This is a genomic window from Citrobacter sp. Cb004 (assembly GCF_030337065.1).
In the GTDB taxonomy this organism is placed as follows: Bacteria; Pseudomonadota; Gammaproteobacteria; order Enterobacterales; family Enterobacteriaceae; genus Citrobacter; species Citrobacter braakii.
On record NZ_JAOWCH010000051.1, the window covers coordinates 1 to 13,696 of the forward strand.

General features: G+C 54.4%; 12 protein-coding genes, 1 rRNA gene and 1 riboswitch. Of the genes, 4 read left to right on the forward strand and 9 right to left on the reverse strand.

Annotated features, from left to right (window positions below):
- Window positions 1-10 precede the first annotated feature (10 nt).
- Window positions 11-1,552 (reverse strand): 16S ribosomal RNA (locus tag OGV65_RS09325).
- Window positions 1,553-2,171: 619 nt separating this feature from the next.
- On the opposite strand from OGV65_RS09325, the gene purH reads away from it, so the two are divergent.
- Entirely contained in the window at window positions 2,172-3,761 is a 1,590-nt protein-coding gene (purH, locus tag OGV65_RS09330; RefSeq protein ID WP_103928821.1) for a bifunctional phosphoribosylaminoimidazolecarboxamide formyltransferase/IMP cyclohydrolase, read from the forward strand.
- A 15-nt stretch (window positions 3,762-3,776) separates the two neighbouring features.
- Complete coding sequence (gene purD, locus OGV65_RS09335) at window positions 3,777-5,066, forward strand: phosphoribosylamine--glycine ligase (protein ID WP_016157951.1); 1,290 nt, start codon at window positions 3,777-3,779, stop codon at window positions 5,064-5,066.
- Here purD and zraR read toward each other — a convergent pair.
- Window positions 5,063-6,388, reverse strand: a complete 1,326-nt coding sequence (gene zraR, locus OGV65_RS09340) for a sigma-54-dependent response regulator transcription factor ZraR (protein ID WP_049282587.1) — start codon at window positions 6,386-6,388, stop codon at window positions 5,063-5,065. The two genes, purD and zraR, sit on opposite strands and share 4 nt — an antisense overlap.
- A gap of 5 nt (window positions 6,389-6,393) precedes the next feature.
- Complete coding sequence (zraS, locus tag OGV65_RS09345; RefSeq protein WP_047498846.1) at window positions 6,394-7,779, reverse strand: two-component system sensor histidine kinase ZraS; 1,386 nt, start codon at window positions 7,777-7,779, stop codon at window positions 6,394-6,396.
- Window positions 7,780-8,043: 264 nt separating this feature from the next.
- Here zraS and zraP point away from each other — a divergent pair, with 264 nt between their 5' ends.
- Window positions 8,044-8,484: a zinc resistance sensor/chaperone ZraP gene (zraP, locus tag OGV65_RS09350; RefSeq protein WP_016155316.1), complete on the forward strand. Its 441-nt coding sequence runs from the start codon at window positions 8,044-8,046 to the stop codon at window positions 8,482-8,484.
- Window positions 8,485-8,543: 59 nt separating this feature from the next.
- Here the strand turns inward: zraP and OGV65_RS09355 are convergent, their stop codons facing one another.
- The 6 genes from OGV65_RS09355 to nudC form a co-directional block, all read right to left on the reverse strand.
- Window positions 8,544-9,236 carry a DUF1481 domain-containing protein gene (locus OGV65_RS09355; protein ID WP_047359007.1) on the reverse strand — a complete coding sequence of 231 codons (693 nt, stop codon included), beginning with the start codon at window positions 9,234-9,236 and terminating at the stop codon, window positions 8,544-8,546.
- 11 nt (window positions 9,237-9,247) lie between these two features.
- Window positions 9,248-9,520 carry a nucleoid-associated protein HU-alpha gene (hupA, locus tag OGV65_RS09360; protein ID WP_001044509.1) on the reverse strand — a complete coding sequence of 91 codons (273 nt, stop codon included), beginning with the start codon at window positions 9,518-9,520 and terminating at the stop codon, window positions 9,248-9,250.
- Window positions 9,521-9,706: 186 nt separating this feature from the next.
- Window positions 9,707-10,297, reverse strand: coding sequence for a YjaG family protein (locus tag OGV65_RS09365; protein ID WP_003842015.1), 591 nt, complete (start codon window positions 10,295-10,297; stop codon window positions 9,707-9,709).
- 33 nt (window positions 10,298-10,330) lie between these two features.
- A complete protein-coding gene (gene nfi, locus OGV65_RS09370) occupies window positions 10,331-11,011 on the reverse strand; it encodes a deoxyribonuclease V (protein WP_103284365.1) in 681 nt (226 codons plus the stop codon).
- A gap of 9 nt (window positions 11,012-11,020) precedes the next feature.
- Window positions 11,021-12,085, reverse strand: a complete 1,065-nt coding sequence (gene hemE / locus OGV65_RS09375; RefSeq protein WP_046276272.1) for a uroporphyrinogen decarboxylase — start codon at window positions 12,083-12,085, stop codon at window positions 11,021-11,023.
- A gap of 43 nt (window positions 12,086-12,128) precedes the next feature.
- Window positions 12,129-12,902 (reverse strand): NAD(+) diphosphatase, encoded by a 774-nt coding sequence (gene nudC / locus OGV65_RS09380; protein ID WP_049282584.1) that lies wholly within the window; start codon window positions 12,900-12,902, stop codon window positions 12,129-12,131.
- Between the two features lie 96 nt (window positions 12,903-12,998).
- Between nudC and OGV65_RS09385 the strand changes: the two genes are divergently transcribed.
- Complete coding sequence (locus OGV65_RS09385; RefSeq protein ID WP_016155311.1) at window positions 12,999-13,487, forward strand: Rsd/AlgQ family anti-sigma factor; 489 nt, start codon at window positions 12,999-13,001, stop codon at window positions 13,485-13,487.
- 49 nt (window positions 13,488-13,536) lie between these two features.
- A riboswitch (TPP riboswitch) is annotated at window positions 13,537-13,659 on the forward strand.
- Window positions 13,660-13,696 lie beyond the last annotated feature (37 nt).

Here is a 13,696-nt window from a genome sequence, read left to right on the forward strand (position 1 = left end):
TTCTTTAAGGTAAGGAGGTGATCCAACCGCAGGTTCCCCTACGGTTACCTTGTTACGACTTCACCCCAGTCATGAATCACAAAGTGGTAAGCGCCCTCCCGAAGGTTAAGCTACCTACTTCTTTTGCAACCCACTCCCATGGTGTGACGGGCGGTGTGTACAAGGCCCGGGAACGTATTCACCGTGGCATTCTGATCCACGATTACTAGCGATTCCGACTTCATGGAGTCGAGTTGCAGACTCCAATCCGGACTACGACATACTTTATGAGGTCCGCTTGCTCTCGCGAGGTCGCTTCTCTTTGTATATGCCATTGTAGCACGTGTGTAGCCCTACTCGTAAGGGCCATGATGACTTGACGTCATCCCCACCTTCCTCCAGTTTATCACTGGCAGTCTCCTTTGAGTTCCCGGCCGAACCGCTGGCAACAAAGGATAAGGGTTGCGCTCGTTGCGGGACTTAACCCAACATTTCACAACACGAGCTGACGACAGCCATGCAGCACCTGTCTCAGAGTTCCCGAAGGCACGTTCGCATCTCTGCAAACTTCTCTGGATGTCAAGAGTAGGTAAGGTTCTTCGCGTTGCATCGAATTAAACCACATGCTCCACCGCTTGTGCGGGCCCCCGTCAATTCATTTGAGTTTTAACCTTGCGGCCGTACTCCCCAGGCGGTCGACTTAACGCGTTAGCTCCGGAAGCCACGCCTCAAGGGCACAACCTCCAAGTCGACATCGTTTACGGCGTGGACTACCAGGGTATCTAATCCTGTTTGCTCCCCACGCTTTCGCACCTGAGCGTCAGTCTTTGTCCAGGGGGCCGCCTTCGCCACCGGTATTCCTCCAGATCTCTACGCATTTCACCGCTACACCTGGAATTCTACCCCCCTCTACAAGACTCTAGCCTGCCAGTTTCGGATGCAGTTCCCAGGTTGAGCCCGGGGATTTCACATCCGACTTGACAGACCGCCTGCGTGCGCTTTACGCCCAGTAATTCCGATTAACGCTTGCACCCTCCGTATTACCGCGGCTGCTGGCACGGAGTTAGCCGGTGCTTCTTCTGCGAGTAACGTCAATTGCTGTGGTTATTAACCACAACACCTTCCTCCTCGCTGAAAGTACTTTACAACCCGAAGGCCTTCTTCATACACGCGGCATGGCTGCATCAGGCTTGCGCCCATTGTGCAATATTCCCCACTGCTGCCTCCCGTAGGAGTCTGGACCGTGTCTCAGTTCCAGTGTGGCTGGTCATCCTCTCAGACCAGCTAGGGATCGTCGCCTAGGTGAGCCGTTACCCCACCTACTAGCTAATCCCATCTGGGCACATCCGATGGCAAGAGGCCCGAAGGTCCCCCTCTTTGGTCTTGCGACGTTATGCGGTATTAGCTACCGTTTCCAGTAGTTATCCCCCTCCATCGGGCAGTTTCCCAGACATTACTCACCCGTCCGCCACTCGTCACCCAAGGAGCAAGCTCCTCTGTGCTACCGTTCGACTTGCATGTGTTAGGCCTGCCGCCAGCGTTCAATCTGAGCCATGATCAAACTCTTCAATTTAAGTTTGATGCTCGTGAATTAAACTTCGTAATGAATTACGTGTTCACTCAGAGACTTGGTATTCATTTTTCGTCTTGCGACGTTAAGAATCCGTATCTTCGAGTGCCCACACAGATTGTCTGATAAATTGTTAAAGAGCAGTTGCGACGCGCTTTAGCGCTCTGTCGCGAGGTCCCGTATATTACGTTTTCCTCTTTCAGAGTCAACCCTCATTTTCAGGTTTTTCTCTTCAACCGAACCGGCTGTTTGTGTGAAGTGATTCACATCCGCCGTGTCGATGGAGGCGCATTATAGGGAGTTTCCTGCGGCCCGCAACCCTTAAATTGCAGAAAAATGACTGACCGCTGCATTCCACAGCAAAAACCCGCCTTATACCCATTTACACACAGAGTTATCCACAAACCACGAGTTCGTTTATGCACTTCTCTGTTTATATGAGTATCCTTCAACGGAAAAAGAAGAGGTCAAAATCGAAAATTAAAAATTCGCGAGCGTTGCGCAAACGTTTTCGTTACAATGCCCCCGCACAACAAGGATGCCCCGTAAGGGGCGTTAGCTGAGTTTTTAGCCAAGAATTCACCTAACGCTCTCTGTAATAGTCAAATCCAGGGGATTTACCATGCAACAACGTCGTCCAGTCCGCCGCGCTCTGCTCAGTGTTTCTGACAAGGCCGGTATCATCGAATTCGCTCAGGCACTTTCCGCACGCGGTGTGGAGCTGCTGTCTACAGGTGGTACTGCGCGCCTGTTAGCTGAGAAAGGTCTGCCAGTGACCGAAGTTTCCGATTACACCGGCTTCCCGGAAATGATGGATGGACGCGTAAAGACCCTGCATCCGAAAGTCCACGGCGGCATTCTTGGTCGTCGCGGTCAGGACGACAGGATTATGGAACAGCACGGCATCGCACCTATCGACATGGTGGTTGTTAACCTGTACCCGTTCGCCGAAACCGTTGCCCGTGAAGGCTGCTCGCTGGAAGATGCGGTAGAAAACATTGATATCGGCGGCCCGACGATGGTGCGTTCCGCTGCCAAGAACCATAAAGATGTGGCTATCGTTGTGAAGAGCAGCGACTACGCCGCCATTATTAAAGAGATGGATGCCAACGACGGTTCTCTGACCCTCAACACACGTTTCGATCTCGCGATTAAAGCCTTCGAACACACCGCCGCTTACGACAGCATGATCGCCAACTACTTCGGTAGCATGGTTCCGGCCTACCACGGCGAAAGCAAAGAAGCCGCCGGTCGCTTTCCACGTACACTGAACCTGAACTTCATTAAGAAGCAGGATATGCGCTACGGCGAGAACAGCCACCAACAGGCTGCCTTCTATATAGAAGAGAATGTTAAAGAAGCGTCCGTTGCCACCGCGCAGCAGGTACAGGGCAAAGCACTTTCCTACAACAACATCGCCGATACCGATGCGGCGCTGGAGTGCGTAAAAGAATTCAACGAGCCAGCCTGTGTGATCGTCAAACACGCTAACCCGTGCGGCGTGGCTGTCAGTACCTCTATTCTCGATGCTTACGACCGCGCCTATAAAACCGACCCGACCTCTGCGTTCGGCGGCATCATCGCCTTCAACCGCGAACTGGATGCCGAAACTGCTCAAGCCATCATTTCCCGTCAGTTCGTGGAAGTGATCATCGCGCCATCCGCAACCGAAGACGCACTGAAAATCACCGCCGCCAAACAGAACGTCCGCGTGCTGACCTGCGGTCAGTGGGCACAACGTGTGCCGGGCCTGGACTTCAAACGCGTTAACGGCGGTCTGCTGGTTCAGGATCGTGACCTGGGTATGGTGAGCGAAGGTGAACTGCGCGTAGTTTCCAAACGTCAGCCGACCGAACAGGAACTGCGCGATGCGCTGTTCTGCTGGAAAGTAGCTAAATTTGTAAAATCCAACGCCATTGTTTACGCCAAAGAGAACATGACTATCGGCATAGGCGCTGGCCAGATGAGCCGCGTATATTCCGCAAAAATCGCCGGGATTAAAGCCGCCGACGAAGGTCTGGAAGTTCAAGGTTCCTCTATGGCATCCGATGCCTTCTTCCCGTTCCGCGATGGGATTGATGCCGCCGCCGCCGCTGGTGTGACCTGCGTGATCCAGCCAGGCGGTTCTATCCGTGATGATGAAGTCATTGCTGCCGCCGACGAGCACGGCATAGCGATGGTGTTCACCGACATGCGCCACTTCCGCCATTAATCCACGGAGCAGACGATGAAAGTATTAGTGATTGGCAACGGCGGGCGCGAACACGCGCTGGCCTGGAAAGCGGCGCAGTCGCCAAAAGTCGAAACGGTATTTGTCGCACCAGGCAACGCGGGCACCGCGCTGGAACCTGCGCTGCAAAACGTGGCAATCGGCGTGACCGATATTCCGGCGCTGCTGAGCTTTGCCCAGAATGAGAAGATCGATCTGACCATCGTTGGCCCAGAAGCGCCTCTGGTAATTGGCGTGGTCGATGCGTTTCGCGCCGCCGGTCTGAAAATCTTCGGCCCAACCGAAGGTGCAGCGCAGTTGGAAGGCTCCAAAGCCTTCACCAAAGATTTCCTTGCCCGTCATAACATTCCGACGGCGGAGTATCAGAACTTCACCGAGATTGAGCCTGCGCTGGCCTATCTGCGTGAGAAAGGCGCGCCGATCGTTATCAAGGCCGACGGCCTGGCCGCCGGTAAAGGCGTTATCGTCGCGATGACGCTGGAGGAAGCCGAAGCCGCTGTTCATGACATGCTGGCAGGTAACGCTTTTGGCGATGCGGGCCACCGTATCGTTATCGAAGAGTTCCTCGACGGTGAAGAAGCGAGCTTTATCGTGATGGTTGACGGCGAGCACGTGCTGCCAATGGCCACCAGCCAGGACCACAAACGCGTGGGCAACGGCGATACCGGTCCGAATACCGGCGGTATGGGCGCTTACTCACCTGCACCGGTGGTGACTGACGACGTTCATCAGCGCACCATGGAACGCATCATCTGGCCAACCGTAAAAGGCATGGCAGCGGAAGGGAACACTTACACCGGTTTCCTGTACGCAGGTCTGATGATCGACAAACAGGGCAACCCGAAGGTCATCGAGTTCAACTGCCGCTTCGGCGATCCGGAAACCCAGCCGATTATGCTGCGTATGAAATCGGATCTGGTGGAGCTGTGCCTTGCCGCCTGTGACGGCAAGCTGGATGAGAAAACCTCTGAGTGGGACGAACGCGCCTCTTTGGGCGTAGTGATTGCCGCGGGCGGCTATCCGGGCAACTACAATACTGGCGATGAGATCCACGGCCTGCCGCTGGAAGAAGTCGCTGACGGTAAAGTGTTCCACGCGGGCACCAAACTGTCTGCTGACGATCGCGTGCTGACCAACGGCGGTCGCGTCCTGTGCGCCACCGCGCTGGGCAACACCGTTGCCGAGGCGCAGCAGCGTGCCTACGCCCTGATGACCGACATCCGTTGGGACGGCAGCTTCAGCCGTAACGACATCGGCTGGCGCGCCATCGAACGTGAGCAAAACTAACGGCTGAGCTTAGCCAGCAGCGTTTTGCGCGTAATACCTAACTGACGGGCGGCTTCGGTTTTATTGCCGCCCGTCTTTTCCAGCGCCGCCAGAATCACTTCTTTTTCGACATCCACCAGCGGTTGGATCTCGCCACTGTATTCCGTTTTTATCGGTGTCGCGGCAATCGCCATCGGCAGCTCGCGTTCGGAAATATATTCCCCCGTTAGCAGCACCACCGAACGCTCAATCGCATTTTCCAGCTCACGGATATTACCCGGCCAGTCATAGTGGATCAGCAGATCCATCGCCTGCGGAGTAAAGCCTTTCACCGCTTTTCGATTACGTGTGGCAAAACGCTGGAGAAAATGTTCGGCCAGCAGAGGAATATCTTCCCGACGCTGGCACAGCGCTGGCATTTCAATAGTGATGACGTTCAGGCGATAGTAGAGATCCTGACGAAAGTGCCCGGCGTTAACTTCCTCCGCCAGATCGCGATGAGTGGCGGCGATCAGCCGGACATCAACCGCAATAGTCTGGTTGCTGCCAACCCGTTGCACTTCCCGCTCCTGGATAGCCCGCAGCAGACGCACCTGCATTAGCGGTGAGATATCGCCAATTTCATCAAGAAATAACGTGCCGCCTTCGGCTTCCACAAAGCGCCCTTCCCGCCGCTTATCCGCGCCGGTAAACGCGCCTTTCTCATGACCAAAAAGTTCGGACTCCAGCAGCGATTCATTAAGCGACGCACAGTTCAGCGTCACCAGCGGTTTATCACAGCGGGCACTGCTGGCATGCAGCGCCCGGGCCACCAGCTCTTTCCCCGTACCGGAGTCTCCGTGAATGAGCACCGTTGCATCCGAGGGCGCAACCATCGCGATTTCATTGATCAACTGCTGCATCGCCGGACTGCTGCCAATCATGCCGAACTGCGCAGCCGACCCTGACGGCAGTTCAGCGCCCGTTTCCCGCGTATGCGCCAGCGCCTTTTCCAGCGTCTCCTGCAGGCGATCAAAATCCAGCGGCTTGATTAAGTAGTCCAGCGCCCCGGTTTTCAGCGCCTCAACGGCGGTCTCCACGCTGGAGAATGCCGTCATGATCAATACCGGAATCGCCGAATTCAGCGCTTTAATCTCTTTCAGTGTTGCAATGCCGTCCATCTCCGCCATACGCACATCGCACAGCACTAAATCAAATACGCGTTCACGCACCTGTTCCAGTGCCGCTTGCCCGCTATAGGCCAGCGCGACCTCATAACCCCAGCCGCGCAGCAGCGCCTGTAAAATGGTGCAGTGGCTGATATCGTCATCTACCACCAGAATATTGATTTTTCCGCGCGTCATCCTTGTTAATCCTGTTGTTTCGCGTTGGTCGGCAGCCAGAGGGTAAAGGTTGCGCCTTTGCCCTCAACGCTTGCCACATGAATGGTACCACCGTGCTGTTCAATTATGTTCTGCACTACCGCCAGCCCAAGGCCGGTTCCATCCGCTTTAGTCGTGAAGTAAGGCGTAAAAATAGCCTCCAGCTGTTCCGCTGCAATCCCTTTCCCGCTATCAATAACCACGATTTTAACGCGATCGCCGCTGCTTTCACTCGCTTCAACCGTAATCGTGCCCTGACGACCAATCGCATGAATGGCGTTCAGATACAGATTCAACAGAACCTGAGTCAGTCGGTCGGGATCGGCCTGAATAGCGGGCAGCGTGGAACTGGCCGAAAAGCGTAGCTGGATTTCCCGACTTGCCGCATCCTGACTCACCAGGTTTAATGAGTGGGTGATGACCTCATTGAGATCCACCTGTTGCAGCGTCAGATGCGCAGGTTTCACCAGCTCCAGCAGCTCGCTCACCACCCGATTTAAACGGTCCGCCTCTTTCGCCATCACCTGCGCCAGCTCATGCGACTCACCACCAGCCGGAGTTCGTTCAGCAAAATACTTCGCTAAACCCTTGATCGATGAAAGCGGGTTTCGAATCTCATGCGCGACCCCGGCCGCCAGATGTCCGAGCGCCATCAGTTTTTCTTTACGCTTCATCGCATCCTGCAGTTCTTTGTACGAGCGCTGATAGCGTTGATACCAGAAGAACGTCAGCACAGTGGCCAGCAGCACGGCCGCCAGCGCAGACAGGACGATCAGGGTGTTACGCCACTCTCTTGCCTGAGTCGCAGCCAGATCGCTGGCATCAAAAGCGATAAATATGGTTTGTGCGGGGGTGATAAGCTGTCCGTCATTGCTGGCACAGCGCGCCATGCCATGACGTCCTGGACCATACATCGGCTGAAACTGGCGATAAATTTCCAGGACCGGTGTTTTTTCACCGTCCCCCGTAGGCATGTCAATATTCCGCCAGCTTTCTTGTTCCCCGGGGCTTAGTTGTCGCAGGACATCCGGTGAATAGAGCGTTTTACCGACCATCGCGGAATTGCTGTGCGTAATAATAACGCCATGATCGTCAACGACGGCAAACCATAGCACGCCTGGTTGTACGGCCATTTCCTCCAGCAGCGTCTGCTGTTGAGCATGATGCATGCGCATCCCCATACCTACGCGCGTACCAGACTCCAGAGCGCGGATGAGCACGCTGCCTTTTTCCAGTAGCGTTTGCCGCGCGGCGCCGCTTTCCCGCCCATAGTCCCGAATGGTCATAATCGAAAACCAACCGACCAAAATCAGGATTGCCGCCAGCAAGAGTCGGCTCAACCACTTGGCCGCCGTGTCCTTATAAAGACGCATACGCTCTCCCTTTATCCCACCTGTTCCTTTCATCGTTGCAGGTATACAGCAGAAATCATGCCATTTTTTCTCAGTGATAACCCTGCCCTCAGACACAAACCGCTGAAAGTAGCGGGTAAAAATGACCCGCCGGCGCGTTCTGGCGAGTCATTTTTACTCGTCGCCCTGTAAAGACCACGAGTACAACGCCCGCGGGACCTGGATTGCCGCTTTGGCACGGAAGATGCAATAGGAAATGTAATCTAACCAACAGGAGAACGACCCATGAAACGGAACAACAAACTGGCGCTGATTGCACTCTCTCTTATCGCGTTGGGCTCTACCCCGGCGCTGGCGCAAAATCACTGGGGATATGGTGATGGAATGCAGCAACGAGGCGGTACGCCAATGACCACTGAGCAGCAGGCTACCGCGCAGAAAATCTATGATGATTACTACTCGCAGACCAACGCCTTGCGCCAACAGCTGACCTCTAAACGTTATGAGTACAACGCGTTGCTAACAGCCAGCTCGCCGGACACTGCAAAAATTAATGCCGTGGCAAAAGAGATGGAGGCGTTGAATCAGTCACTGGATGAGCAGCGCGTTAAACGCGATGTCGCAATGGCCCAGGCAGGCGTACCTCGCGGAGCGGGAATGGGCTACGGCGGGTGCGGCGGTGGCGGCAACCATCGCGGCGGCCATATGGGAATGGGCCACTGGTAAACGGTTTTTGCCGGATGGCGGCCTCACCTTATCTGGCCCGATGTCCTGGCATCAGGTTTTCAGAAGGTTTTGGCAGTAGGCTGCCAGTGACAAAAATCTTCATTAGCGACCAGCAGTAGCTGCGACCCTTCGGGCGCTTCCAGCCATGCCACACTCACTTCTACAGATGAATGGCTCTGGCGGCGCTCAATGTGGTTTATCGCCCACGATTCCAGATCGGGCTTCAGTGTTTCACCTTCACAGGTCGTGACTGTGTTATTCGCATGCCAGCGTCCCTGACGCAATATCACCCGTCCCTGACGCAACGCATCGCTGGTCTGGCGGATTTGATCGGCACGATAGCGGTAAAGCGCAATTTGATCGCTGGAAAGCTGCTGCTTTTGCCCATCGACTTCACGCTGCATGAAACTCAGTTCGCCCCGGTCATCGAAGCGTATACGGACATGTTCCGGTGGTTTACTGTAAGTGTTGAGTTCTATCAGCGAGAGCGAATCACCCTGCCAGCGGTATTCACTGGTGGTGGTATCGCCTTTACGCCACGGACTAAATACCGAGAGCAAGTGAACATCGTCGCTGGAATCTTTACGCCAAATGCGTACCGCCCCCTGATCGCCAACATAGCCGCTGGCCGTGAACGGAGGAAGCTCAGAGTGGCGACTACAGGCAGACAGTAACAGCACACCTGAAAGCCAAAGCGAATGACGCCAGATGGACAAAAGGGGCGAAACCGCCCCTTCGATAAAACTGTTCACTGCCACGCGAATTACTTAACCGCGTCTTTCAGTGCTTTACCAGAAACAAATGCCGGTACGTTAGCTGCGGCAATTTTGATTTCTTTACCGGTCTGCGGGTTGCGGCCAGTGCGCTCAGCACGGTGGTTCACTTTGAAGGTACCGAAACCAACCAGTTGTACAGCATCGCCTTCTTTCAGAGACTCAGTAATAGCAGCCAGAGTGGATTCCAGAGCAGCTTTAGCCTGTGTTTTAGACAGTTCTGCTTTGTCTGCAATTACATCAATCAGTTGAGTCTTGTTCATAAGTTATCCTTACAATGTGTTTATCGCTTGCTAAGCATCGAGTGCGACGGAAATGCCAGAAAAGCACTCTCCTGCATACACGCACCGATAGCCACTTTTTTTCGCCCCCCAAATGTAGACCAGACCGGGGGCGGATGGGAAGCCTTCAGGCACGACAAATCAGGCGTTAAATCACGTTTTATGGTGTCATTGCTGAAAATTTATACCAATATTGCTCTCGCCAGCCTCGCGCAGGTCTGCACGAAGCCCTTTTATCAGCTCAATATCGCGTTCTTCACAGTCGGCTAAAAGTCGGAAAATTTCCCACTGAATATCCCATTCTTGCTCAACGGCCGGGTTCTCTTTGAGCTCTTCATCGGTCATTTCGCGACCAGCCTGGGTCATTTCCAGCATCGCAACCGTCGTAATCGAAGCCTTACTAACCTCAATTGCATGTTCCAGCGTTTCACCGCTAAGACGCGAATGCATCAGTTCGCTTAATGCCACACAGGCATCAATCGCCGGATAAACGCCGTACAGATCGTAATCGTCTGCTGAAGGAATAGCCTCTTCAAATTTTTCCAACTGGCTATCGAAATTGATTTTCGCGTCTTTAACCGTCAGCGCTTCCCAAATCAAATCCAGAATCCGGCGGTAAATTTGTCCATCGCCAAATTCGGTTTGCTTACAGAACATGGCGTAGTTGGGGTACATGCGTTCGCACAGACAGGCCATAAACGTGACGTGCTGCCAGCTTTCAAGCTTCTCCAGACGCAGGTGAATCGGATTTTGTAACATGATGAGTTCTCAAATACGGAAATTAGCGGCAGTTTACCCGATATGGGGCGTTTTTGCTGCAAGCCGCGTAAAAGCAGGGCGTTCGGATGCCACCGCATCTGCCCAGCGTGTTGGTTCCGGCAGACGATAGCCGTTCATACAGCGTTGTACCCACGCTAACGCGCTGTCCTGGCTCACGCGATGACCCGTAGAGATAAACAGCGGGTTACAGCGTGCTTTGCTGCGCCAAACCCATGCCAGCTGTTCGCCTTTATCCAACAACGGCGCTAACGCTCCGGGTTCGGCGGCGAGCGGCTCAAACTTGCCGCACAACCGTTTTTTCGCCACGCCAATCGTCGGGACATCCACCAGCAGGCCAAAATGGCTGGCCACGCCCAGACGGCGAGGGTGAGAGATCCCGTGACCGTCAACGAACAGCAGATCAGGCTTGTGCGAAAGCTGCTGCCAGGCGGCCATCAGCGCGGGTGTTTCGCGAAAGGAGAGAAAGCCAGGAATGTAGGGCATGGTGGTGGCGATTCGCGCCACCGTGTATTCAACCAGTTCCAGCGAGGGGTACTTCAGTAAGACCATCGCGGCTCGCGTCACTTCGCCCCCCTGCTCGAACCCAACGTCCGCCCCGCCGATCAGATCCGGCGGATCGCTCCTCAGGCGATCCTCGCGGATCACTGAGGAGGCCAGTTCAAGCTGCTGCGCGCGTAATGACGCAAGATCCATAATGACTCCTTAGCGGTGATACTGTTCAGACAACCGATGTACCGCCTCCACAAAGACACCCGCATGCTCTGGCGGGACATCCTGATGAATGCCGTGGCCCAGGTTAAAGACATGGCCTTCACCCTGACCAAAACCGGCCAGAATCGTCGCCACCTCTTCTTCGATGCGGGCTGGCGGCGCATACAGCATGGACGGATCCATATTGCCCTGCAGTGCCACTTTATGACCTACACGACGACGCGCATCGGCAATGTCAGTGGTCCAGTCCAGACCTAACGCATCACAGCCGGTTTCAGCCATCGCTTCCAGCCACTGACCACCGCCTTTGGTGAACAGCGTCACCGGTACGCGACGACCTTCGTTCTCGCGCATCAGGCCGTCGACGATTTTGTGCATGTAATACAAGGAGAACTGCTGATAGTCGCGACCGGTCAGCACACCGCCCCAGGTGTCGAAAATCATTACCGACTGCGCGCCCGCTTTGATCTGCGCGTTCAGGTACAGAGTGACGCTCTTCGCCAGCTTATCAAGCAGCAGATGCAGCGCCTTTGGATCGGCGTACATCATCTTTTTAATCACGGTGAAGGCCTTACTACTGCCGCCTTCGACCATATAGGTCGCCAGTGTCCACGGGCTACCGGAGAAGCCGATCAGCGGTACTTCGCCTTTCAGTTCACGGCGGATAGTGCGCACCGCATTCATCACATACCCCAGCTCATCTTCCGGGTCCGGGATCGGCAGTTTGTCGACGTCAGCCTTGCTGGCGATCGGTGAGGTAAAGCGTGGGCCCTCTCCGGCTTCAAAATACAGCCCAAGTCCCATCGCATCGGGAATCGTCAGGATATCCGAAAAGAGGATCGCCGCATCAAGCTTATAGCGACGCAGCGGCTGCAGCGTGACTTCGCAGGCCAGCTCGGCATTTTTGCACAGCGCCATAAAATCGCCCGCTTCGGCACGCGTGGCTTTATATTCCGGTAGATAGCGGCCCGCCTGGCGCATCATCCATACCGGAGTGACATCAACGGGCTGGCGCAGCAGCGCACGCAGATAACGATCGTTCTTCAGTTCGGTCATTTTTCCATTCCTTGAGCTATTTCACGCCAGTGTAACATGTGTGTCACTCATACTCTGCCCGACAGAGGGCGACAGTATCTTCAATCAATCGACGCGCGACGGTGCCCGGCGGGGGCAGGAGCGGTAAATCGTCGTAGCGATACCAGTTCGCTTCCAGCAGTTCCTTCGGGTCAATAACAATTTCGCCGCTATCATACTCCGCCATAAATGCGGTCATCAAAGACTGTGGGAACGGCCACGGCTGAGAAGTGACGTAGCGCAGGTTTTTCACCTTAATGCCGCTCTCTTCCATGACTTCGCGCGCCACCGCCTGCTCGAGGGTCTCGCCCACTTCGACAAAACCCGCCAGCACGGTATGCACGCCGTTACGATGGCGAACATGTTGGGCTAGCAGGATAGCGTCGTCACGGCGAATAGCGACGATAATGCAGGGGGCAATTTGCGGGTAGTAGCGTTCTCGACAGTGGCTACACAGCATCGCCCATTCCGTTTTACTCGGGTGCATGGGATGACCGCAGTAACCGCAGAATTTATGTGAGCGGTAGAACTCGGCCAGTTGTACGCCGCGTCCGGCCAGTTGAAACAGGCCAACGTCCTGGTCAATGACCTGGCGCACCGATCCCATATCGTACCGACGCTGCTGCTGCACCAGCCAGACCGTCTCTCCTTCCCATTCGCCTATAGGAAGTGCACGCTGCCCGGTCAGATCAAAACTTGCTGCGTCGCCGTAAGGCAGTTCGCCATGAGGCAACCATAACTTTTGCTCATGACTGACAATCCACCAGCCGCTATCTAATTTTTCAATTATACGATCCATATCTCTTGCGCAACCTTTGCTTCACAGGCATGTTGTTTACATTATTTTTACATTTACGGGTGAGCCGTTCCTAAACACCATCTTGCGGAGTCAATCATGCTAAACCAGCTGGAAAGCCTGACGGAGCACGTCGGAGGAAGTAACAAACTGGTTGATCGCTGGCTACATGTACGTAAGCACCTGCTCGTGGCTTACTACAATCTGGTTGGCATTAAGCCTGGCAAAGAATCGTACATGCGGCTCAATGAAAAGGCGCTGGATGATTTTTGCCAGAGCCTGGTCGATTACCTTTCCACCGGACACTTCAGTATTTATGAACGTATTCTCCATAAATTGGAAGGGAACGGGCAGCTTTTAAAAGCCACAAAAATTTGGCCGCTCCTGGAAGCCAATACGCAACTGATCATGGACTACTATGATTCCAGTCTGGAGACCGCCATTGATCACGATAACTTCCTTGAATTTCAACAGGCCTTATCGGATATCGGCGAGGCGCTGGAAGCCCGGTTCGTGCTGGAAGATAAGCTGATCATGCTGGTTTTTGATGCGATGCACGAGAGTGGCATGATCAAACGTCCTGCTTGAGATTTGCGACATTAACGCGTAATTTACATTCATTACCTCTTTTTGAGGTTACTTCTTGTCGGAGTGCTTATTTTCCACAGCAGCATGAGTGGAAAAGGCTGAGACCGTTAATTCGGGATCCGCGGAACCTGATCAGGTTAAAACCTGCGAAGGGAACAAGAGTCAATCTACAACCGTATCGCCCTTTGGCGTTCGTCTCTCTTGCTTCA

Excerpts from the sequence above, each read along its gene's own strand:
- purH (WP_103928821.1), top strand. The coding sequence starts at position 2,172 with ATGCAACAACGTCGTCCAGTCCGCCGCGCTCTGCTCAGTGTTTCTGAC.
- purD (WP_016157951.1), top strand. The coding sequence starts at position 3,777 with ATGAAAGTATTAGTGATTGGCAACGGCGGGCGCGAACACGCGCTGGCC.
- zraR (WP_049282587.1), bottom strand. The coding sequence starts at position 6,388 with ATGACGCGCGGAAAAATCAATATTCTGGTGGTAGATGACGATATCAGC.
- zraS (WP_047498846.1), bottom strand. The coding sequence starts at position 7,779 with ATGCGTCTTTATAAGGACACGGCGGCCAAGTGGTTGAGCCGACTCTTG.
- zraP (WP_016155316.1), top strand. The coding sequence starts at position 8,044 with ATGAAACGGAACAACAAACTGGCGCTGATTGCACTCTCTCTTATCGCG.
- hupA (WP_001044509.1), bottom strand. The coding sequence starts at position 9,520 with ATGAACAAGACTCAACTGATTGATGTAATTGCAGACAAAGCAGAACTG.
- OGV65_RS09365 (WP_003842015.1), bottom strand. The coding sequence starts at position 10,297 with ATGTTACAAAATCCGATTCACCTGCGTCTGGAGAAGCTTGAAAGCTGG.
- nfi (WP_103284365.1), bottom strand. The coding sequence starts at position 11,011 with ATGGATCTTGCGTCATTACGCGCGCAGCAGCTTGAACTGGCCTCCTCA.
- hemE (WP_046276272.1), bottom strand. The coding sequence starts at position 12,085 with ATGACCGAACTGAAGAACGATCGTTATCTGCGTGCGCTGCTGCGCCAG.
- nudC (WP_049282584.1), bottom strand. The coding sequence starts at position 12,902 with ATGGATCGTATAATTGAAAAATTAGATAGCGGCTGGTGGATTGTCAGT.
- OGV65_RS09385 (WP_016155311.1), top strand. The coding sequence starts at position 12,999 with ATGCTAAACCAGCTGGAAAGCCTGACGGAGCACGTCGGAGGAAGTAAC.